This window comes from Stenotrophomonas lactitubi (genome assembly GCF_002803515.1).
Lineage (GTDB): Bacteria > Pseudomonadota > Gammaproteobacteria > Xanthomonadales > Xanthomonadaceae > Stenotrophomonas > Stenotrophomonas lactitubi.
Genome location: NZ_PHQX01000002.1, coordinates 391,245 through 411,368, shown reverse-complemented (window position 1 = coordinate 411,368; position 20,124 = coordinate 391,245). Strand labels below are relative to the sequence as shown.

The 20,124-nt window shown below is 67.3% G+C and carries 20 protein-coding genes; 14 read left to right on the top strand and 6 right to left on the bottom strand.

Features of this window, described 5'->3' with window-relative positions; genetic code table 11:
- The gene (locus CR156_RS21385) at window positions 1-696 is read right to left on the bottom strand and encodes a hypothetical protein (RefSeq protein WP_100554486.1); all 696 of its coding nucleotides are present in this window, start codon (window positions 694-696) and stop codon (window positions 1-3) included.
- Window positions 697-833: 137 nt separating this feature from the next.
- Window positions 834-1,781, bottom strand: coding sequence for a histone (locus tag CR156_RS21380; protein ID WP_100554485.1), 948 nt, complete (start codon window positions 1,779-1,781; stop codon window positions 834-836).
- A 489-nt stretch (window positions 1,782-2,270) separates the two neighbouring features.
- On the opposite strand from CR156_RS21380, the gene CR156_RS21375 reads away from it, so the two are divergent.
- From CR156_RS21375 to CR156_RS21330, 10 genes are all read left to right on the top strand, one after another.
- The gene (locus CR156_RS21375) at window positions 2,271-3,704 is read left to right on the top strand and encodes a Do family serine endopeptidase (RefSeq protein WP_099819644.1); all 1,434 of its coding nucleotides are present in this window, start codon (window positions 2,271-2,273) and stop codon (window positions 3,702-3,704) included.
- Window positions 3,705-3,806: 102 nt separating this feature from the next.
- Complete coding sequence (locus CR156_RS21370; protein WP_025878359.1) at window positions 3,807-4,169, top strand: hypothetical protein; 363 nt, start codon at window positions 3,807-3,809, stop codon at window positions 4,167-4,169.
- An 8-nt stretch (window positions 4,170-4,177) separates the two neighbouring features.
- On the top strand, window positions 4,178-4,648 hold the full coding sequence (locus CR156_RS21365) for a phage holin family protein (protein ID WP_089241379.1): 471 nt from the start codon (window positions 4,178-4,180) through the stop codon (window positions 4,646-4,648).
- Window positions 4,645-5,094, top strand: coding sequence for a protein sip-5 (locus CR156_RS21360; RefSeq protein WP_100554484.1), 450 nt, complete (start codon window positions 4,645-4,647; stop codon window positions 5,092-5,094). Before CR156_RS21365 ends, CR156_RS21360 begins: the two co-directional genes overlap by 4 nt.
- A 67-nt stretch (window positions 5,095-5,161) precedes the next feature.
- Window positions 5,162-6,268, top strand: a complete 1,107-nt coding sequence (locus CR156_RS21355; RefSeq protein ID WP_100554483.1) for an AI-2E family transporter — start codon at window positions 5,162-5,164, stop codon at window positions 6,266-6,268.
- A 70-nt stretch (window positions 6,269-6,338) separates the two neighbouring features.
- The gene (locus CR156_RS21350; RefSeq protein ID WP_100554482.1) at window positions 6,339-6,806 is read left to right on the top strand and encodes a hypothetical protein; all 468 of its coding nucleotides are present in this window, start codon (window positions 6,339-6,341) and stop codon (window positions 6,804-6,806) included.
- A gap of 68 nt (window positions 6,807-6,874) precedes the next feature.
- Complete coding sequence (locus CR156_RS21345; RefSeq protein WP_089241387.1) at window positions 6,875-7,603, top strand: HAD family hydrolase; 729 nt, start codon at window positions 6,875-6,877, stop codon at window positions 7,601-7,603.
- A gap of 3 nt (window positions 7,604-7,606) precedes the next feature.
- Window positions 7,607-8,974, top strand: coding sequence for a leucyl aminopeptidase family protein (locus CR156_RS21340; RefSeq protein WP_100554481.1), 1,368 nt, complete (start codon window positions 7,607-7,609; stop codon window positions 8,972-8,974).
- A gap of 193 nt (window positions 8,975-9,167) precedes the next feature.
- The gene (locus tag CR156_RS21335; protein ID WP_100554480.1) at window positions 9,168-10,274 is read left to right on the top strand and encodes a catalase family peroxidase; all 1,107 of its coding nucleotides are present in this window, start codon (window positions 9,168-9,170) and stop codon (window positions 10,272-10,274) included.
- Window positions 10,271-10,807 carry a cytochrome b gene (locus CR156_RS21330; protein WP_100554479.1) on the top strand — a complete coding sequence of 179 codons (537 nt, stop codon included), beginning with the start codon at window positions 10,271-10,273 and terminating at the stop codon, window positions 10,805-10,807. The genes CR156_RS21335 and CR156_RS21330 overlap by 4 nt, the downstream gene beginning before the upstream one ends.
- A gap of 646 nt (window positions 10,808-11,453) precedes the next feature.
- Here the strand turns inward: CR156_RS21330 and CR156_RS21325 are convergent.
- Genes CR156_RS21325 through CR156_RS21310 form a run of 4 tightly spaced genes read right to left on the bottom strand, consistent with a single transcriptional unit; the run spans window position 11,454 to window position 14,946 of the window.
- On the bottom strand, window positions 11,454-12,056 hold the full coding sequence (locus CR156_RS21325; RefSeq protein WP_025878350.1) for a response regulator transcription factor: 603 nt from the start codon (window positions 12,054-12,056) through the stop codon (window positions 11,454-11,456).
- Window positions 12,053-13,267, bottom strand: a complete 1,215-nt coding sequence (locus tag CR156_RS21320; protein WP_100554478.1) for a sensor histidine kinase — start codon at window positions 13,265-13,267, stop codon at window positions 12,053-12,055. Before CR156_RS21320 ends, CR156_RS21325 begins: the two co-directional genes overlap by 4 nt.
- Window positions 13,268-13,273: 6 nt before the next feature.
- Window positions 13,274-14,053 (bottom strand): ABC transporter permease, encoded by a 780-nt coding sequence (locus tag CR156_RS21315; RefSeq protein WP_100554477.1) that lies wholly within the window; start codon window positions 14,051-14,053, stop codon window positions 13,274-13,276.
- On the bottom strand, window positions 14,050-14,946 hold the full coding sequence (locus CR156_RS21310) for an ABC transporter ATP-binding protein (protein ID WP_100461924.1): 897 nt from the start codon (window positions 14,944-14,946) through the stop codon (window positions 14,050-14,052). Before CR156_RS21310 ends, CR156_RS21315 begins: the two co-directional genes overlap by 4 nt.
- A gap of 202 nt (window positions 14,947-15,148) precedes the next feature.
- On the opposite strand from CR156_RS21310, the gene CR156_RS21305 reads away from it, so the two are divergent.
- The 4 genes from CR156_RS21305 to CR156_RS21290 all read left to right on the top strand — a co-directional run bounded on the left by CR156_RS21305 (window position 15,149) and on the right by CR156_RS21290 (window position 19,690).
- The gene (locus tag CR156_RS21305) at window positions 15,149-16,396 is read left to right on the top strand and encodes an efflux RND transporter periplasmic adaptor subunit (RefSeq protein WP_100554476.1); all 1,248 of its coding nucleotides are present in this window, start codon (window positions 15,149-15,151) and stop codon (window positions 16,394-16,396) included.
- Window positions 16,397-16,498: 102 nt separating this feature from the next.
- The gene (locus tag CR156_RS21300) at window positions 16,499-17,188 is read left to right on the top strand and encodes an ABC transporter ATP-binding protein (RefSeq protein WP_025878346.1); all 690 of its coding nucleotides are present in this window, start codon (window positions 16,499-16,501) and stop codon (window positions 17,186-17,188) included.
- A gap of 14 nt (window positions 17,189-17,202) precedes the next feature.
- Window positions 17,203-18,360, top strand: a complete 1,158-nt coding sequence (locus tag CR156_RS21295; protein ID WP_100554475.1) for an ABC transporter permease — start codon at window positions 17,203-17,205, stop codon at window positions 18,358-18,360.
- 13 nt (window positions 18,361-18,373) lie between these two features.
- The gene (locus CR156_RS21290) at window positions 18,374-19,690 is read left to right on the top strand and encodes an ABC transporter permease (RefSeq protein WP_089241407.1); all 1,317 of its coding nucleotides are present in this window, start codon (window positions 18,374-18,376) and stop codon (window positions 19,688-19,690) included.
- Window positions 19,691-20,124: the final 434 nt, after the last annotated feature.

Sequence of the window (20,124 nt, the reverse complement as noted above, 5' to 3'; positions counted from 1 at the left end):
TCAGCGGGCGCCCGCTTCATCCTCGCCGGCCGCATGGCCGGCACCCAGCGCAGCACCCGCGCCAACACCCAGCCCGCCCATGCCGGCGCCCATGCCACCTCCGCCGCCGCCACCACCGGTGCGACCGCCCTTGGCTTCGCCCTCGTTGCGGCCCTTGCCACTTCCGCCACCGCTGCCCGCAGGGCGGGTAGGCCCTTGGCGCGGGATCTCCAGGTCGGCCGGCACCGGCGCAAGGTCCAGCGCCTCGCGGACGAAGTCGCGCAGCGAGATCACCAGTTCGTGTGTGTGCACCGGGCGCCCATGCGCCAGTTCACTGGCAGCGCGGGCAGCCAGTCGTACCTGCTCGTCGGTGCCCAGCAGCAGGATGTCCGACAACGCCGCTTCGACCGCATCGCGGATGCGCCTGGCCCGATCCGAGCCCGGCTCGGCAATGCCTTCTTCGTGGGCCCGCTGGCGCAGATCGCGCAGATGGGCCGGGTCGACTCCCAGCTCACCGGTGAAGGAACCACCCAGCGTCTTGTAGGCCGCCATCAAGGTACGCAGCCGCTCGTTGATCTGGCGGTTCTCGCGTTCGCGGCGCTGCTGCAGGGTCTGCATCACCAGCAGGCGGATGCCCACGCCGAGCAGGGTGATCAGGACCAACCCGGCCAGGGTGGACAGCACGCCCTGCCAGGAACTGAAATCGATACCGCGCATGGCCAGGACTCCTGCGGAAGACCTTCATCTTGCCCCAGCCTGCTGCCGCAGATCCACGTCAGGCGCGGATGAGCGCCCCCGAAAACGCAGAAGGCCCTCCCGCCCGATGAGCGGAAGGGCCTTCGAACCACGCGCGATTACTTGCGCTTGGCAGCCTTGCGCACGGCCTTCTTGGCCGGAGCCTTCTTGGCCACGGCCTTCTTCAGCGGTGCAGCCTTCTTGGCCACGGCCTTCTTCAGCGGTGCAGCCTTCTTGGCCACGGTCTTGCGGGTAGCGGCGACCTTCTTGCCGACAACCTTCTTGGCGACGGCGGTCTTCTTGCCGACGACCTTCTTGGCAGCAGCGGTCTTCTTGCCGACAACCTTCTTGGCAGCGGCGGTCTTCTTGCCGACGACCTTCTTGGCAGCGACGGTCTTCTTGCCGACAACCTTCTTGGCGGCGACGGTCTTCTTGCCGGCGACCTTCTTGGCAGCGACGGTCTTCTTGGCCACAGCCTTCTTGGCGGTCGCGACCTTCTTGCCGACAACCTTCTTGGCGGCCACGGTCTTCTTGGCTACAGCCTTCTTGGCGGTAGCGACCTTCTTGCCGACAACCTTCTTGGCAGCAGCGGTCTTCTTGGCCACAGCCTTCTTGGCGGTCGCAACCTTCTTGGTGGCGGCCTTCTTCACGGTGGCGACCTTCTTGCCGGCAGCCTTGGTGGTCTTCTTGGCAGCAGCAGCCTTCTTGGTCACGGTCTTGCCGGCAGCCGCCTTCTTCTTGGCCACTTCCTTCTTCAGGGCAGCCGCTTCGGCCTTGGCGTTCTTCTTGGCCGCTTCCAGCTTCTTCTTGGCGTTGGCAACGGTCTTGCCGACCGACTTGGCGGCCTTCTCGGCCTTCTTGGCAACGGTCTTCTCGACCTTGGCCACGACCTTCTTGGCCTTGGCGACGCGGGTGGTGGCAGCCTTGCGGGCGCGCTTGACGGTCTTCTTGACCGACTTCACTGCGTCTTCGGCGGCGTGGGCGATGGTCTCGCCGACGTTGGTGGCGGTTTCTTTCACGTTCTCGACGGCGTCGGTCACGACCGACACACCATTACCGTTGCTCATGTTGCCCTCCTAGGGGCCTGGATTGTCAAAACGGGGCGATGCTATACCGACAATGGCTATCGTGGAACGGGCACGGCCGCTCAATCGCATCCGGTGCGACGCAACTGGTGTAAGTGATGGCGGCGACTGACGCGCCCCGCAGTCAGGAAATCCCTTTTTTTAAGCAGTGTGCTGCGCAGCCCGCCTGCTGCCGGCATGCCGATGCAGGCACTGGCAGCAGCAACGCATCCGCGCAGCAATGAGCGTCATCGCAAGGTCAGGATGCGCGGAACTGCGCAAGTGTCGCGGTGTATCACGGCGCTGTCGGCCTGCCTTGCGGCGCTCGCACGCGGCTGTCGCGAACAGCGGTATGACGCGCGCGCCACCTTTCCGGCGCCCTCGGCACGGGTCGGATTTTCATGGGGCATTTATCCAGATCGCGACACACTCATTCAGCTTGTTCTACCGTATGCGTCAACGGCCCCCATCCCAGCCTGCGAACCGACTCCCATGCGACCGCTTCCCACCCTGCTTACGCTCGCAATCGCTGCTGCCTTCGGCGGCTTCGTTGCCACCGGCCTCAACGCGCATCTGGACAACCGTGCCGATGCCGCACCGCTGCCAGCGGTGCTGCCCACCACTGCGGCACTGCCGGCATCGGTCGCCGGGCAGGCGGTGCCATCGCTTGCACCGATGCTGGAAAAGGCGATGCCGGCGGTGGTCAGCGTCAACACCAAGCAGGTGGTGCGGGTGCGCAACCCGTTCTTCAACGACCCGTTCTTCCGCCGCCTGTTCCCGGACATTCCGCAGGAGCGGATCAACGAATCGCTCGGTTCGGGTGTCATCATCGATGCCACCGAAGGCCTGGTGCTGACCAACCACCACGTCATCGACAACGCCGATGACGTGCAGGTGACACTGGCCGATGGGCGCACGGTCAAGGCCGAATTCCTCGGCTCGGACCGCGACACCGACATCGCGCTGATCCGCATTCCGGCGCAGAACCTGACCGACATCAAGCTGGGCAACAGCGACCAGCTGCGGGTGGGCGACTTCGTGGTCGCCATCGGCAATCCGTTCGGTTTCAGCCAGACGGTCACCTCGGGCATCGTCTCGGCGGTGGGCCGCAGTGGCATCCGCGGGCTGGGCTACCAGAACTTCATCCAGACCGATGCGTCGATCAACCCGGGCAATTCCGGTGGCGCGCTGGTCAACCTGCAGGGCCAGCTGGTGGGCATCAACACCGCCAGCTTCAACCCGCAGGGCAGCATGGCCGGCAACATCGGCCTGGGCCTGGCGATTCCGTCGAACCTGGCCCGCAGCGTGGTCGACCAGCTGGTCAAGCATGGCGTGGTGGTGCGCGGTACGCTGGGCATCGAAAGCCAGAACCTGAGCGCGCAGATCGCGCAGGGCCTGGGCCTGGGCGAAACCCGTGGCGCACTGGTGACCCGCGTGCTGGCAGGCTCGGCCGGTGCCGCTGCAGGGCTGAAGCCGGGCGACGTGGTGGTCTCGGCCAACGGCCAGCGTGTGGACAGTGCCGAAGCACTGCACAACGTGGAAGGCCTGGCGGCGGTGGGCAGCGTGCTGACTCTGGACGTTCGCCGCGAAGGCAAGCCGCTGCAGATCAAGGCAACGCTGAAGGAACAGGCGCGCGTGGTCAGCGGCGAGAGCCTGGACCCGCGCCTGACCGGTGCCAGCTTCGTCGACCTGCCCGAATCGCTGCGCCAGTCCGGCGTGGGCGGCGTGCTGGTCAGCGAGGTCAAGCGCGGCAGCCGCGCGGCGACCAATGGCCTGCAGCAGGGCGACATCATCACCGATGCCACGGTTGGCGAATTCGCCGACCTGGCCAGCTGGCGCGCCAATTTCCAGCAGCGCCCGCCAACCCTGGTGCTGCGCGTGCTGCGCAACAATGGCCAGCAGCAGGGCCAGTTGGTGATGCGGTGATCGCCTGGCCGTAACGCCCCCTATACCCCCGTGATGCTATTGCTGTATGTCCAGGTCGGCTGAGCCGATCGCCCGTTCCCCCATCGCAACAGGAGTGATTCGATGAGCCCCACCAATACCGAAAACCTGAAGGACCACCTGGGTGAAGCCGGTTCCCACCTGAAGCAGGCCGCCAGCGCTGCCGGCGGTGCGATCAAGGGCGCTACCGGTGCCGCGACTGACGAACTGCGCATCGGCAAGGCCAACGTCAAGGCTGAACTGTCCGACAGCGCGCTGTCGGGCCTGGCTGCTGCAGAGTTCGGTGGTGCCGCCGCCAAGGAACAGGTCGACGCACTGATGGACAAGGGCAAGGACCTGATCGACAGCGCCGCTGAACTGATCCGCGAACGTCCGCTGGCCTCGTTCGGCGTGGCCTTCGCTACCGGCTGGATCATCGCCAAGCTGGCCCGCGGCAGCGACAAGTAAGCTGCGGCGTGAGCGAAGACACCACGCAACGTCCCGATCCGGCGGCCACGCCGCCGTTGGACGAGAGCATCCGCCAGGTCGGCGCTGCCGGCCGGGCGACCGTCGATTCGGCCAAGCACTCGCTGCGTTCGCTGCGCCGGTTGGCGTCGGCGGACTTCGCGCTTGCTCGCAGCGCGTTCGGGCGTGCGTTGGCTTGGGCCGGCGTCGCCATCGTGTTCGGCGCCTCGGCGTGGCTGCTGATGGCCGCCACCCTGATCGCCCTGCTGCAGAGCTTCGGCCTGAGCTGGCTGCAGGCGCTGCTGATCACCTCGTTGCTGAGCCTGGCCGTCACCGGCTATGCGATCTGGCGGGTTTCGTACTTCTTCCACCACACCGGCATGCACGCCACCCGGCGCCAGTTGTCCCGGTTGGGCCTGTTCGATGAGCCCACCGATGATGATCCCGATGCCGGCGTGCAGATTCCGGAGGGCAAGCCATGAAGTTCGGTGCACTGCAGCGGCGGGTGAAGCGCTGCGAACAGGTGATGGCCGTACGCATCGGCGAAACCCAGGGCAACTGGGGCGTGCTCAGCCAGGTCTGGCGACAGGGCTGGTCGCCACTGCGCATCGTGGTGGTCGGTCTGGCCGGCGGTTTCATCGCCGGCAAGCTGGAGGTTCCGGGCGAGGTCAACGGTGCGCGTTGGCTGCAGATGGTGGGCTCTGTTTCCAGCCTGTTCGCCAGCGCGCAGGCCGCGTTTGCCACCGTGGTGGCGGCGCAGGCGGCAGAAACCGCAGACGATGCCGCCGAGCAGGCGGATGAAGCCACCGGGCAGCCGCCTCCCGCAGCGGCACGACCGGCAGCGCAGCCGGCACCTGCGCCCGAGCCCGACTCGGAGCTGCGTGGGCCGCGTCCGGCCGAAGCGGCCACCGAATTGTCCGAACGTTGACGATCCTTACCCGCCGCGTTGATCGCGGCGGGCCGATAATGGGCTTCTCTTCCCGGTCGGTGCGTCGATGAGCGAGTCCCTGTTGTCCCCGTCGTCGCCTGCGCCGGACGCCCCCGCACCGCTGCCCCCCGCCCCGCGCCCACGTGGCCCGATGTCGCTGGTGATACTGGCGACCCTGGCCGTGGCGTTCACCCTGTGGGCGGCGCAGGACATCATCCTGCCCGTCCTGCTGGCGATGTTCTTCGCCCTGGTCGGCAACCCGATCCTGCGGCTGCTGCAGAAGCTGTGGATTCCGCGCGCGCTCGGCGCCCTGCTGGTGCTGGGTGCCGGACTGGGCGTGACCGGTGCATTGGCGGTGCAGCTGATCGGCCCGGCGATGGACTGGGCACAGGAAGCACCGCAGCAGCTGCGCAAGGTCGCGCGCCAGGTGCAGGACCTGACCAAGCCGGTGCAGCAGGCCAACCAGGCGGCGGAGAATTTCGCGCGCGTGGCCGGCGGCGACGGCAACCGCAAGGTGCAGGTGATCCGCACCCAGCTGGACGATCCGTACCGCATGCTCACGCGCGCGCCGCGGCTGGCCGCCTCGGTGCTGGCCGTGGTGCTGCTGACATTGTTCTTCATGATCTACGGCCAGAGCCTGCAGCGCGCGGCGATCGCCCTGTTCCCGAACCGGCAGCAGCAGCGATTTACCAGCGATATCCTGCGCTCGATCGAGCATGAGGTATCGCGCTACGTGTTGACCATCAGCGTGATCAACACCGTGGTCGGCCTGCTGTTGGCCGGCGTGCTGATGCTGCTGGGCATCGGCCTGCAGGAGGCCCTGCTGTGGGGCACCGTCGCGGCGCTGCTGAATTTCGCGCCCTATGTCGGCCCGCTGCTCGGCGTGGCATTGATGCTGCTGATGGGCTTCGTCGAGTTCCGCGACCCGCTGCAGGCGCTGCTGCCTGCGGCCGCCTACCTGACCCTGCATACCCTGGAAGGGCAGATGGTGACGCCGATCGTGCTTGGCCGGCAGATGAAACTGTCACCGCTGGTGCTGATCCTGGCGCTGATGGTGTTCGGCTGGGCCTGGGGCATGATCGGCCTGCTGCTGGCGGTGCCGCTGCTGGTCTGCATCAAGCTGGTGTTGGCACGACTGGAGGGCATGCAGGGCTGGGCGCGCTTGCTGGAGTGAGCGGGCCAGGGCCGGAAACAAGGGCAGAGCTGGCAGAATACTCCCCCTTTTTTCGGATGGATCCGTTCGGATGACCTCGTTCGCCACACGTTGCCTCGCCCTCGCCTGCCTTGCCACCCCTGCTTTCGCCGCGACGCCGCCGGCAATCGAGCAGGCGCGTGCCCAGCTGGTCGAAGCGGTCACCTGCCAGCGCCACCTCAGCCCCAAGCAGTTCGAAACGATCGCCCAGCTGCTGGCGCCGCCGCCGCTGCGGGCGGAAGACGGGGAGTCCAGCGGTGAGTTCCTGTTGACCACGCCGCTGATGGTGCTGGGCCAGCCAGTGAACCGCCTGCAGGCGTACGACGGCGACAGCGGCGAGGATGGCGTCGACAGTTTCACCGCGTACTTCAGCACCGCCAGCGTCGAACAGATCGCGGCACTGGCGAAGCTGTCCGACCCAGTGGCAGGCAGCTACACGCGGGAAGTGGGCCGGCACAACCTGGATGTGCAGCGGTTCGACGGCCAGACCACCATCGGCTGCTCCTACGACCTGCGCTGACGCACCCTGCAGCGCCCCCTGCCCGTCGCGCGCATGAAAGCGCGCGCGGGCAGGCGTAGAATGGCGGGGTGAAATTTCCTGTCCTTGCCATTACCCTCGACCTCGACGATACGCTGTGGCCGTTCGCTCCGATCGGCGCCCGCATCGACCAGGTCCTGTTCGACTGGATGCGTGAACACAGCCCCGCCACCGCCGCAATGTATCCGGTGGCGGCCATGCGCGAACTGCGCGAGCGCTCGTTCCGCGACAACCCCCACCTGCATTTCGACCTGAGCGCGCTGCGCCGGCTGACGATCCAGGAGGCGCTGGAAAACAGTGGCGCCAGCCTGGATCTTCTGGAACCGGCGTATGAAGTGTTCTACGCCGCGCGCAACCAGGTGGAGTGCTACCCCGATGCGCTCGACGCCCTGGCGCGGATCGCCGCGCGGGTGCCGGTGGCCGCGTTGAGCAACGGCAACGCCGACCTGGAACGGATCGGCCTGGCCCATCACTTCAGTTTCCAGCTGGGCGCGCGCGAGCATGGCGCGGCCAAGCCCGAAGCGAGCATTTTCCACGCCGCCTGCGACCGCCTGGGCGTCGCCCCGGCGCAGGTGCTGCACGTGGGCGACCACGTCGAGATGGACGTGGCCGGCGCGATGGCTGCCGGCCTGCGCGGCTGCTGGATCAACCGCGAAGCGGCCACCTGGAACCATCCGCAGCTGCAGCCTGACCTGCAGTTCGACACTCTCACCGGCCTGGCCGATTGGCTCGATGCCAACCTCGACGCCGCCGACGCTGACGAATCCCGGAGTACCTGACGCATGAGCGAGATCACTGGTTTCACCGCCGACACCACCGCCGCGCTGCCGTTGCACGTGCTGGACCGCAGCCAGTTCGAGGCGTGGAAGAACAGCCAGTCCGCTGCAACCCAGGCGTGGTTGAAGTCGCAGGGGTTCACTGCCGGCGCGCATTCGGTTGCGCTGCTGCCCGGCGCCGATGGCCTGGCGGGCGCGGTGATCGGCGTCGGCGATCGCGCCGATGCCTACAGCTACGCCCATGCACCGCATGCCCTGCCGGAAGGCAGCGTGTGGCAGCTGGCCAGCGAACTGCCGGCCGCCGAACAGGCGCTGCTGCAGCTGGGCTGGGGCCTGGGCAGCTACCGCTTCGACCGCTACCGCAAGCGCAACCGCACGCCGGCCCAGCTGGTTGCCGCACCGACCGGCGAGGTGGCCGACCTGATCGCCGCCAGCCTGCGCGTGCGTGACTGGGTCAACACGCCGACCGAAGACATGGGCCCGCAGCAGCTGGAAGACGCCGCGCGTGCCCTGGCTGAAGCGCACGGCGCGCAGGTTGAAGCCATCACCGGCGACGAACTGCTGGCGCAGAACTTCCCCGCCATCCATGCCGTGGGCCGCGCCTCGCACCGCGCGCCGCGGCTGATCGTGCTGCGCTGGGGCAAGGCGTCCGACCCGGCGCTGGCGCTGGTCGGCAAGGGCGTGTGCTTCGATACCGGCGGCCTGGATATCAAGCCGGCCGATGGCATGCGCAACATGAAGAAGGACATGGGCGGCGCCGCACACGCGCTGGCACTGGCCGGGCTGGTGATGGCCCAGCAGTTGCCGGTGCGCCTGACGCTGCTGGTTCCGGCGGTGGAAAATGCGATCGGCCCGGATGCCTTCCGTCCGGGCGAAGTGATCGCCACCCGCAAGGGCCTGAGCGTGGAAATCGACAACACCGACGCCGAAGGCCGAGTGATCCTGTGCGACGCGCTGACCTTCGCCGGTGAGCAGAAGCCGGACCTTGTGCTGGACTTCGCCACCCTGACCGGCGCGGCACGCATCGCGCTGGGTCCTGATCTGCCGGCGCTGTTCAGCAACGATGACACGGTTGCCCAGCAGTGGCTGCAGGCTGGCGACGCCACCCGCGACCCGGTGTGGCGCATGCCGCTGTGGCGCCCGTACCTGCGTTACCTGAGCAGCGGCATCGCCGACCTGGCCAACGCCGGTTCGCGCATGGCCGGCTCGGTGACCGCCGCGCTGTACCTGGAACGCTTCCTGGAAGATGGCCAGCGCTGGGCACATCTGGACGTGTATGCCTGGAACGATGGCGAGCGCCCGGGCCGCCCGGCCGGTGGCGAAGCCCTCGCCCTGCGTTCGGCCTGGGCGATGCTGAAAGCGCGTTACGCCTGATGCAGCCGCCGGGCATGGCCCGGCGCTGCCGATGCCGGGGCGGGTGCTGATCCGCAATTCCGGTGGGTGCCGGCCTTGGTCGGCACCGCATCACCCGGCAAATCTGACGAAAAATTGAATTTCGGCTCCGGCCGGGTTCTGCGAGGATGTGGTGGTCGCCCACCCACACGTCCGTGAAGGCAGGACTCCGACCATGTCGCTCTTCCGCTACACCCGCGCCGGCCAAGGGCCGCAGTCACCGCGCAGGCATTCACCGCTGCCCTGGATCGCCCTGATCGCGCTGATCCTGGGCATCGTCGCCCTCGCTTTCGCCTGGCTGGCCGGCTGGATCGGCCGCGACCGGCTGACCGCTCAGCGCTTCACCGACACCATCGAGGCCACCGGCCCTGCGCATCCCGGCTTCCGCCGCGCGCACAGCAAGGGCGTGTGCGTGAGCGGTTGGTTCGAACCCAGCGCGCAGGCACCCACGCTGTCCAGTGCGAGGGTGTTCTCGCAGGCGCGCGTGCCGGTGATGGGCCGCCTGTCGATCGGCGGCGGTGACCCCTACGGCGCCGACAACACCGCACGGGTACGCAGCATCGCGGTGCAGATGGTCAGCGATGATGGCCAGGAATGGCGGATGGCGATGAACAGCTTCCCGTTCTTCGCCGTGCCCACTGCCGAGGCCTTCTACGAGCAGACCCGCGCGCAGATTCCGGACCCCGCCACCGGCAAGCCCGACCCGCAGAAGATGGCTGCCGTGCTGGCGAAATACCCCAGCGCGCAGGCGTTCCAGCAGTGGGCCAAGAGCGCACCGTGGACCAGCAGCTGGGCCAACACCACCTTCAACAGCGTCAACAGCTTCTGGTTCACCAACGCGCAGGGACAGAAGCGCGCGGTGCGCTGGCGCTGGCAGCCGCAGGCAGCGGTGGTGGAGATGGATGCGGACGCACGCAAGCAGGCCAACGTCGATTTCCTCAGCCAGGAACTGCAGCAACGCCTGGCCACCGGCCCGGTGCGCTGGAACCTGGTGGTCAGCCTGGCTGCGCCCGGCGATGCCATCGATGACCCCTCGGTGCCGTGGCCGGAATCGCGCGATCAGGTGGTGGCCGGTGTGCTCAGCCTCGACCGCATGCAGTCGCAGGAAGAAGGTGCCTGCGGCCAGCTCAACTTCGATCCGCTGATCGTGCCCAGCGGCGTGCGCGGCAGTGACGACCCGATCCTGGCTGCACGCTCGGCGGTGTATTCGCAATCCTTCAACCGCCGCGAACGCGAGCGCGCCAGCGGCAACGTCGAGCAACCGAAGGAGGCTGCGCAATGAACACCGGCAACGGCCACTTCAACCTGCTCGCCCGGGTGCTGCACTGGTCCATGGCGCTGATGATCATCGCGATGCTGTTCGTCGGCGTGACCATGGTCGCCTCGCTGCACCTGCGGCCGATGCTGATCGACCTGCACCGGCCGCTGGGCATCGCCATCCTGCTGCTGGTGGTGCTGCGCCTGTACAACCGCCTGCGCCACCGTCCACCACCGCTGCCGGCGGATCTTCCCGCATGGCAGGTGCTGGCGGCGAAGGCTTCGCACTGGATGCTGTACGCGTTGATGCTGGCGATGCCGCTGATCGGCTGGGCGATGCTGTCGGCCGGCGGCTACCCGATCGTGCTGGGCGGTGGCCTGCACCTGCCACCGATCGTGCCGCACACCCCGGCGCTGTACGCCGCGCTGCGCAATGCGCACAGTCTGCTGGCCTATGTGTTGTTCGCCACGGTGCTGATGCACGTGGGTGCGGCGCTGTTCCACCTGTGGGTGCGCCGCGATGGCGTGTTCCAGGCGATGGCACGCGGGAAGGATTGACTGGGTTCGCCGGTTGTTCCCGGCGGGTCATTTCCGCGACTGCGGGGAGGTGTCACTTTCTTTGCTCGTGCACCGCGCTGCAGGAGCAGCGCGGAACGGCGTAGCCGGCCCGTAGGGTGGCGCACATGGATGTGCGCCATCAAGAAAGTAACCAAAGAAACGCTCCGCCGACCGCGAGCCGACGTGCTTCGCACGCCGGTGCCCTGCGCTCCTCGGTCCGTCGAGGGACGGCGCGGGAACTCGCTGCGCTCAGACACCCGCGCCTCTGCGCCCTCGCCGGACCTGCGGTGCTCGGCTCGCTTGAAGGCGGACGGGAGGGGCAAGGGCAACAGCAACAGCAACAGCAACAGCAACAGCATCCACGCATGGCGTGGATCTACTGGGTGCAACATCGGCTTTTGACGTTGGGTCCGCCTTCTAGCGAGCCGAGCATCGCAGGGGAATCAGGGGCGTAGAGGCGCCGATGTCTGAGCGCAGCGAGTTCGGCGCCGTCCCCTGATTCACCGAGAAGCGCAGGGCACCGGCGTGCGAAGCACGCCGGCTCGCGGCCGGCGGAGCGTTTCTTTGGTTACTTTCTTTGCGCGCAAAGAAAGTGACACCCCCCCGCGGTCGCGGAAATGACATCACCGGGAAAAGCAGGCCGCCGCTACAACCACCCCTTCTGCCGCGCCAGCCGATACGCCTCGATCCTGTTGGCCACGCCCAGCTTGCCGATGCATTCGGACAGGTAATTGCGCACTGTGCCGTGTGACAGCCCCAGCTGCTCGGCGATCTCGCTGGCGGTGCGGCCCTCGCCCGCCAGGCGCAGCACGCGGCGCTCGCGGTCGGTCAGCGGATCGGCCTGCGACCACGCATCCAGCGCCAACTGCGGGTCGATCGCGCGGATGCCCTGCTTCACCTTGCGCAGCGCCTCGGCCAGGTTCTCGGCCGGTGCATCCTTCAACAGATAGCCCAGCACGCCTGCTTCCAATGCACGGCGCAGGAAACCGGCGCGGGCGAAGGTGGTCACGATCACCACTTTGATCGGCAGTTCATGGCGGGCGATGCGCTGGGCCAGCTCCAGCCCGCTCAGCCCGGGCATTTCAATGTCGGTGACCAGGATGTCCGGCTGCAGCTGCTGCAGCATGCGCCACGCGGCTTCGCCGTCGGCTGCACTGCCCAGTACCTCGATATCCGGTTCCAAGCCCAGCAGCGCCGACAGCGCGCCACGCACCATCGCCTGATCCTCGGCCAGCAGGATGCGGATCATGCCGCGCCTCCCTGTGCCAGCGATGCCGGCGACAGCGGCGTAGTCGCGGCCACCAGGGGCACGCGCACGGTCAGCACCGTGCCTTCCCCGCGCGGCGACTGCAGCGTCAACTGGCCACCCAGCGCCGCTGCCCGCTCACGCATGCCACACAATCCATTGCCTTCGGCCTGCACGCCGCCACGGCCGTCATCGCGTATCTGCATCGCCAACTGTCGGTCCTCAAGCATGAAATCCACCTGCACCCGGGTCGCCTGCGCGTGGCGCACGATGTTGGTCGCCGCCTCGCGCAGCACCAGTGCCAGCCCACGCTCTACCTCCACCGGCATCGGCGGCGGCGGCATGTACTGCAGGTGTACCTGTTGGCATTCCAGCAGCAGGCGTGCCGAGGCCAGTTCGCCGGCCAGGTCGCTGGCGCGGATGCCGGTGACCGCACTGCGTACCTGTGCCAGCGCCTCGCGGGCAATGTCCTCGGCCTCGCCGATTTCCTGCCGGGCACGCGCGTCATCGCGGTCGTACAGCTTGCGCGCCAGTTCCAGCTTCAGCGTGATCAATGACAGCGTATGCCCCAGCAGGTCATGCAGATCACGGCCGATGCGCTCGCGCTCGGCGGTGGTCGCCAGGCGCCGCACCTCATCCTGGGACAGCTGAAGGGCGACGTCGCGCTGATGGCTCAAGGCCTCCACGTTCACCACCAGCCCGACAATGAACGACACCGCCGGCATCCACACCATGGCCTGCCACGGATAACCGAAGTAGAGCGCGGTGCTGCAGAACAGGAGATTCAGGCCAGTGAGCTGCAACAGGTACACCCACCAACCGCCGCGGCTGCTCATGCGGATCATCACGCAGCCGAACACGAAGTAGCTCAGTCCCGACGGATACCACGGCAGCAGTACAAGGGCCATCGCAATCATGGCCAGCGCGTAGCGCCAGGCGTGGTGCCGTGGCGCCAGCATCACCTTGGCATAGAACAGCAGGAACAACGGATAGCTGGCCAGCGTCAGCAACAACCAGCGCAGCGTGAAGCCATTGCCGAGCACCGGGGTGAGGAAGATCCAGACCGACCACAGCAGATGGATCGCACCACTCCAGGGCGACTTGCCCCGCCGCAGCAGTTCGGCCACCGCCGAATCCGGTGCGGGGCGCAGCAGGGACGCAAGCCAGCTCGGTGGCACGGAAGATTCCAGGCGGGGACGATCGCTGCCGATCATGCCAGTTCAGCCGACCCGGCGCAGGCGGCGACGCGCCAGCAGCAGTGCGACCGCACTCACACCCAGCAACACCAGCAGATGGCCAACGGTGCCGCCACGTGCCGGCTGGCCAAGAATGGGCAGGGCCAGCTGCGCCAAGTGCCAGGTCGGCCACAGCGGCGCCATCGTCGAAAACACCGTCGGCAACGCCGACAACGGTAGCCACAGCCCCGACAACAGTGCCAGCGGCAGGTAGACCAGGTTGACGATGGCCGGTGCCGCGCTGGCGCCGACATGGCTGCCGATCAGCAGGCCGATCGACCCCAGCGGCAATGCCGCAAACGCCGCCACGACCAGCAGCTGCAGTACCTGCACCGCCTGCAGCTGCACGCCGCCGAAGAGGCACGCCACCGCCATCAGCATCGCGGCGATCAGCACCGCGAACAGCAGGGCCATTGCCAGCCGCGCCAGCAGCGGCGCTGCGGCAGGCAGCGGCAGTGCGCGCTTGAGGGTCAGCAGACCACCTTCGCGGTCCAGCGCCAGCTGCACGCCGAAGCCAAACAGCGAGGGCGCCATCGCGCCGAACACGCAATAAGTCGCCAGCAGATAAACCGGCGCGTGGCCACGGCCCAGCAGTACGCCGAACAACAGGTAGAACAGCACCGGGAACAACAACGAGGGCAGCACGAACGACGGCGAGCGCCAGGCGCGACGCAGCTCGGCCAGCAGTTCGGCGCGATACGGACGCAGGGCACGCCAGACCGAGGGCGCGGCACCGGCGGCGGTGAGACGGGTCAAGGTGTTCATGCGGCCTCCCGGGTCAGGTCGAGGAAGGCGTCGGCCAGTGCCGCGCCCTGTACTTCCAGTTCTCGCAGCTGCGCATCGGCGGCCAGCAGGCGCGCCACCACCGGCTCGGCCGGGCTGGCCAGCACCTGCAGATGTTCGCCATCGCGCTGCACCTGCTGGACGCCGGGCCAGTGCTGCACCTCATCGGCGGCCAGCGTGCTGCGGCAGCGGATGCGTCGCGGGCGGTCGGCCAGGCGCAGTTCGGACAGCGGCGCATCGGCCACTACCCTGCCCTGCTCCAGCACCACCACCCGTTGCGCCAGCGCCTCGGCTTCTTCCAGGTAGTGGGTGGTCAGCAGCACACCGCAGCCTTCGGCCACCAGCTGCCGGATCGCCTGCCACATCGCCTGCCGCGCCTGGATGTCCAGGCCGGTGGTGGGCTCATCGAGGAACAGCACGCGCGGGCGGCCGCAGATGGCAATGGCGAACTGCACGCAGCGCTGCTGCCCGCCGGACAGCTGGCCATAGCGACGCCGGGCAAGGTCCTGCAGGCCCACACGCTGCAGTACGTCGCCCAGCGGCAGCGGATCCGGATAGCAGGCACTGGCCTGCGCCACCAGTTCATCCACCTGCAGCATCGGCGGCAGGCTGGTGCTCTGCAGCATCACGCCGAGGCCGAGCCGATGATCGCGTTGCTGCGGATCACCGCCCAGCAGCTCGACCTGGCCGGCGTCGGCGCGACGCAGGCCCAACAACACGCTGATCGCGGTACTCTTGCCGGCACCGTTGCGGCCCAGCAGGGCCAGTACCTGGCCAGCGCGGACCTGCAGGTCGATGCCGTGCAGGGCGGTATGGTCGCGGTAACGCACCTGCACCTGCTGCAGGCGGGCCAGCGACGGAGCGATCGGATCCATGGGCAGTACCGGTAGCGGGGACGTTGCCATCCTGTGCCGCCGTGGTCACATTTCGCAGTTGCCGCCGTCAATGACATCGGATGACAGCTGTCACTGCCATCGCCGATGCACCTGCCTTCATGCTGTGCCGCACGCTCCACCGCCGGAACCGCCGCTGCCTGCCCTTCCGGTCACACCCGCCCGAACGCCTGTGATGGAACGAATGAACGCTTCTGCCGAGCTGTTGAAGGAACTCCGTATTGACCGCAAATCGCCGCCGCCGGCCTCCAGTGGCGGCAGTGGTGGCCGCCGCTGGCTGTGGATCGCCGTGGTCGTGATCATCGTGCTGCTGGCCGGCGGTGCGTTCGCACTGTTCGGCCGCGCGCCCACCGTGGAAGTGGACACCGCGCCGGCCGTGGCCATCCAGCAGGGCAGCGCCAGCAGCTCGGTACTCGATGCCAGCGGCTACGTTGTCGCCCGGCGCATGGCCACGGTGTCGGCCAAGATCACCGGCAAGGTGCGCGAGGTGATGATCGAAGAAGGCATGCGGGTGGAACAGGGGCAGATCATGGCCACCCTGGACCCGATCGATGCCGACGCGCAGCGCAGCCTGTATGCCTCGCAGCTGCAGTCCGCGCGCAGCCAGGTGGCCGGCCTGGAAGCCCAGCAGAAGCAGGCCGCCGCCGAGGCCAGCCGCCTGCAGGCACTGGTCGGCCAGCAGCTGGTCTCGCGCTCACAGTACGACCAGGCTGTGGCCCAACGTGACAGCCTGCGTGCGCAGCTGGAAACCGCACGACGCAACGTCAAGGTTGCCAACGACCAGCTGTCCATCGCCGACCTCGGCGTGGACAACAACATCGTACGCGCGCCGTTCTCCGGCGTGGTCACCGCCAAGGCCGCGCAGCCCGGTGAGATCGTCTCGCCGCTGTCGGCCGGCGGTGGCTTCACCCGTACCGGCATCGGCACCATCGTCGACATGGAATCGCTGGAGATCGAAGTCGAGGTCGGTGAAGCCTTCATCGGCCGCGTGCAACCGAAGATGCCGGTGGAAGCCACGCTCAACGCGTACCCGGACTGGAAGATCCCGGCCGAGGTGATCGCCATCATTCCCACCGCTGATCGCGGCAAGGCCACGGTGAAGGTGCGGGTGGCACTGAAAGTGAAAGACCCGCGCATCGTGCCGGAGATGGGCGTGCGGGTCAGCTTCCTGGAACAGGCGCAGCCACAGGCGGCGACCAAGCCGCAGGGTGTTCGCGTGCCGGGCGGTGCCGTGGTCCAGCGCGAGGGCGCGTCGGTGGCCTTCGTGCTGGGCGACGAGAACCGCGTCCAGCAGCGCACGGTCGAAGCCGGCCAAGCGATGGGCAAGGACCGCCAGATCCTCAAGGGCGTGAGCGCGGGAGAGTCAGTGGTGGTCAACCCGCCGGACACCCTGCGCGATGGCGCCAAGGTGCAACAGAAACAAGCGCAGTAACGGCCTGGCGCCGACGGGCGCCGCCGGCAATACCGCTCGACGCACGCCCGCGGCCTCCGCCGGTGCGCTTCCCCGTTTCCCGCCTTTCGTGGAGAACCACCCATGTCGACCCTGGTTTCACTGCGCAACATCACCAAGACCTACCAGCGTGGCCCCGAGAAGGTGCAGGTGCTGCACGGCATCGACCTGGATATCGCCAGCGGCGATTTCGTCGCGCTGATGGGCCCGTCCGGTTCCGGCAAGACCACCCTGCTCAACCTGATCGGCGGCCTGGACAACCCCACGGGCGGCGAGATCAGCATCGAAGGCGAGCGCATCGACCAGATGAGCGGCGGCCAGCTGTCGACGTGGCGCAGCCATCACGTCGGCTTCGTGTTCCAGTTCTACAACCTGATGCCGATGCTGACCGCGCAGAAGAACGTGGAACTGCCGTTGCTGCTGACCCACCTCAGCGCGGCGCAGCGCAAGCGCAATGCCGAGATCGCGCTGACTCTGGTCGGCCTGGCCGACCGCCGCAGCCATCGCCCCAACGAACTGTCCGGCGGCCAGCAGCAGCGCGTGGCGATCGCCCGCGCGATCGTCTCCGACCCGACCTTCCTGATCTGCGACGAACCGACCGGCGATCTCGACCGCCAGTCCGCCGAGGAGATCCTGGGCCTGCTGCAGCAGCTCAACCGCGAACACGGCAAGACCATCATCATGGTCACCCATGACCCGAAGGCCGCCGAGTACGCCACCCACACGGTGCACCTGGACAAGGGCGAGCTGGCTGACGCCCCGCTGGCCCACTGACGGAGGCCACAGCGATGAAATACTTCTCGTTGGTCTGGGCGCAGCTGTTCCGCAGCCGCACCCGCACCCTGTTGACCCTGTTGTCGGTGGTGGCCGCGTTCCTGCTGTTCGGCATGCTCGACTCGGTACGCGTGGCGTTCTCTTCCGGCGGCAGTGTGGAAGGCGCCAACCGGTTGGTGACAGCCTCGCGCTTGTCGATCACCCAATCGCTGCCGATCCGCCTGGAAACGCAGATCCGCCAGGTCAGCGGCGTGCGCGATGTCACCTACGGCATGTGGTTCGGCGGCATCTACCAGGACCCGAAGAACTTCTTCCCCAACTTCTCGGTGGCGCCGAACTACTTCGATGTCTACCGCGAACTGCAGATCGATCCGGCGCAGCTGCAGGACTGGCAGCAGACCCGCACCGGCGCGATCGTCGGCGAGACGCTGGCCAAGCAGTTCGGCTGGAAGGTCGGCGACACCATCCCGCTGCAGGCCACCATCTTCCCGCGCGGCGGCAGCAACGACTGGCCGCTGGAACTGAAGGGCATCTACCGCTCGAAGGATCGCGCGTTGGCAGCCAACGAAGAACGCCAGTTGATGATGAACTGGAAATACTTCGATGAGTCCAACGACTACATCAAGAACCAGGTGAGCTGGTACACGGTGACGCTGGACAACCCGGATCAGTCTTCGCGGGTGGCGCAGGCCATCGATGCGATCTCGGCCAACTCCGACCACGAAACCAAGACCCAGACCGAGTCGGCGTTCCAGCAGGCGTTCGTCAAGCAGTTCGCCGACATCGGCATGATCGTCACCTCGATCATGGGTGCGGTGTTCTTCACACTGCTGCTGTTGACCGGCAACACCATGGCGCAGGCGGTGCGCGAGCGCGTTCCGGAACTGGCGACACTGAAGACGCTGGGCTTCAAGGACAGCACGGTGCTGACCCTGGTGATGGTCGAATCGGTGCTGCTGATCGGCCTCGGTGGACTGCTCGGCATGGGCCTGGCGGCGCTGATCCTGCCGGCCATCAGCCCGAAGAGCATGGGCATGCTGCCGCCGCACGTACCGACGCCGACCTGGCTGGTGGGCATCGTCCTGATCGTGGTGATCGGCATCGTGGTCGGGCTGCTGCCTGCACTGCGTGCCAAGCGCCTGAAGATCGTCGACGCGCTCGCCGGCCGCTGAAGAGGACACCGACATGAACAAGCTCAAGAAGTGGCTGGGAAACGCGGTGACCGTGCTGTTGCTGGCCGTCGGCCTGGCCGTGTGGATCGGCCTGCCGTGGATCGGCGTGCTGGCCATCGCGGTGCTGGTGGGGTTGTGGCTGGCGCTCACCCGCAGTGGACGGCTGGCGCTGGCCGCCACCCGCATCGGCATTGCCAGCCTGCCGCAACGCTGGGGTGCGTCCTCGGTGATCGTGGTCGGCATCGCCGGCGTGGTCGGCGTGCTGGTGGCGATGCTGGCGATGGGTGAAGGCTTCCAGGCCACGCTCAACAACACCGGCGATGACACCACCGCGATCGTGCTGCGCGGCGGTTCGCAGGCCGAGACCAACTCGGTCATCACCCGCGAACAGGTCCCTACGCTGTCCACCCTGCCCGGCATCACCCGCGATGCGCAGGGACGGCCGCTGCTGTCGCCGGAGCTGTCGCAGGTGGTCAACCTGGTGTCCAAGGCCGATGGTACCGACGTCAACGCGCAATTCCGCGGCGTCGGCCCGCAGGCGTGGGCCGTGCATGACAAGGTCAAGATCGTCGAAGGCCGCCGGTTCGCCGCCGGCCTGCGCGAGATCGTGGTCGGCCAGGGCGCGAAGAGCCAGTTCCGCGACATGGACGTTGGCAAGACGCTCACCCTGGGCAACCAGACCTGGACGGTGGTGGGCGTGTTCGCTACCGGCGATGCGCATGATTCGGAACTGTGGACCGACGCCGACACGCTGGCCACCACCTACCAGCGCAGTGCCTGGCAGTCGATCAGCGTGCGCACCGATGGCAAGGCCGGCTTCGAGCAGTTCAAGGCCGCCGTCGCCGCCGATCCGCGCCTGAAGCTGGACGTGGAAACCACCCGCGTCTACTACAGCAAGCAGGGTGGCGGGCTGACCAAGCTGATCGATATTCTCGGCAAGGTGATCGGCACCATCATGGCAGTGGGTGCGGTGTTCGGCGCGCTCAACACCATGTATGCCGCCGTGGCCACGCGCGCGAGAGAGATCGCCACGATGCGTGCGATCGGCTTTCGTGGCCTGCCGGTGGTGACTGCGGTGATGCTGGAAACCATGCTGCTGGCCCTGCTCGGTGGCCTGCTGGGGTGTGCGGTGGCGTGGCTGCTGTTCAACGGCTACAGCGTGTCCACCATCGGCAGCAACTTCAGCGCGGTGGTGTTCAAGTTCCATGTATCGCCGGAACTGCTGTGGAGTGGACTGAAGTGGGCGCTGGGTATCGGCCTGGTGGGCGGATTGTTCCCGGCGCTGCGCGCGGCACGGCTGCCGATCACCACGGCGCTGCGCGAGACCTGAGCACCAGGCATTGATTGAATGAGCGTTGCGCAGGGGACGGAGCGAAGGCTCCGTCCCTTTTTGTTTGCGCGCCATCCACGCATGGCGTGGATCTACTGCGGGCTATCCACGCATGGCGTGGATCTACTGCGGGCTATCCACGCATGGCGTGGATCTACTGTGCGGCTATCCACGCATGGCGTGGATCTACTGTGCGGCTATCCACGCATGGCGTGGATCTACTGTGGGGCCATCCACGCATGGCGTGGATCTACCGATGTGGCGCGTGCGGGATCCAGTAGATCCACGCCATGCGTGGATGGATGCATGCGCACTCGCATCGCTACAGATTGCGCGAACACCGCCGCTATCGATGCCTCTGCCCATCGCAGACACAACGCGCGTGACGTTGCGCACAGTGCACCTGTGGATTGTTGGTTGCGATTCATTTTCGC

Excerpts from the sequence above, each read along its gene's own strand:
- CR156_RS21385 (WP_100554486.1), bottom strand. The coding sequence starts at position 696 with ATGCGCGGTATCGATTTCAGTTCCTGGCAGGGCGTGCTGTCCACCCTG.
- CR156_RS21380 (WP_100554485.1), bottom strand. The coding sequence starts at position 1,781 with ATGAGCAACGGTAATGGTGTGTCGGTCGTGACCGACGCCGTCGAGAAC.
- CR156_RS21375 (WP_099819644.1), top strand. The coding sequence starts at position 2,271 with ATGCGACCGCTTCCCACCCTGCTTACGCTCGCAATCGCTGCTGCCTTC.
- CR156_RS21370 (WP_025878359.1), top strand. The coding sequence starts at position 3,807 with ATGAGCCCCACCAATACCGAAAACCTGAAGGACCACCTGGGTGAAGCC.
- CR156_RS21360 (WP_100554484.1), top strand. The coding sequence starts at position 4,645 with ATGAAGTTCGGTGCACTGCAGCGGCGGGTGAAGCGCTGCGAACAGGTG.
- CR156_RS21355 (WP_100554483.1), top strand. The coding sequence starts at position 5,162 with ATGAGCGAGTCCCTGTTGTCCCCGTCGTCGCCTGCGCCGGACGCCCCC.
- CR156_RS21350 (WP_100554482.1), top strand. The coding sequence starts at position 6,339 with ATGACCTCGTTCGCCACACGTTGCCTCGCCCTCGCCTGCCTTGCCACC.
- CR156_RS21340 (WP_100554481.1), top strand. The coding sequence starts at position 7,607 with ATGAGCGAGATCACTGGTTTCACCGCCGACACCACCGCCGCGCTGCCG.
- CR156_RS21335 (WP_100554480.1), top strand. The coding sequence starts at position 9,168 with ATGTCGCTCTTCCGCTACACCCGCGCCGGCCAAGGGCCGCAGTCACCG.
- CR156_RS21330 (WP_100554479.1), top strand. The coding sequence starts at position 10,271 with ATGAACACCGGCAACGGCCACTTCAACCTGCTCGCCCGGGTGCTGCAC.
- CR156_RS21325 (WP_025878350.1), bottom strand. The coding sequence starts at position 12,056 with ATGATCCGCATCCTGCTGGCCGAGGATCAGGCGATGGTGCGTGGCGCG.
- CR156_RS21320 (WP_100554478.1), bottom strand. The coding sequence starts at position 13,267 with ATGATCGGCAGCGATCGTCCCCGCCTGGAATCTTCCGTGCCACCGAGC.
- CR156_RS21315 (WP_100554477.1), bottom strand. The coding sequence starts at position 14,053 with ATGAACACCTTGACCCGTCTCACCGCCGCCGGTGCCGCGCCCTCGGTC.
- CR156_RS21310 (WP_100461924.1), bottom strand. The coding sequence starts at position 14,946 with ATGGATCCGATCGCTCCGTCGCTGGCCCGCCTGCAGCAGGTGCAGGTG.
- CR156_RS21305 (WP_100554476.1), top strand. The coding sequence starts at position 15,149 with ATGAACGCTTCTGCCGAGCTGTTGAAGGAACTCCGTATTGACCGCAAA.
- CR156_RS21300 (WP_025878346.1), top strand. The coding sequence starts at position 16,499 with ATGTCGACCCTGGTTTCACTGCGCAACATCACCAAGACCTACCAGCGT.
- CR156_RS21295 (WP_100554475.1), top strand. The coding sequence starts at position 17,203 with ATGAAATACTTCTCGTTGGTCTGGGCGCAGCTGTTCCGCAGCCGCACC.
- CR156_RS21290 (WP_089241407.1), top strand. The coding sequence starts at position 18,374 with ATGAACAAGCTCAAGAAGTGGCTGGGAAACGCGGTGACCGTGCTGTTG.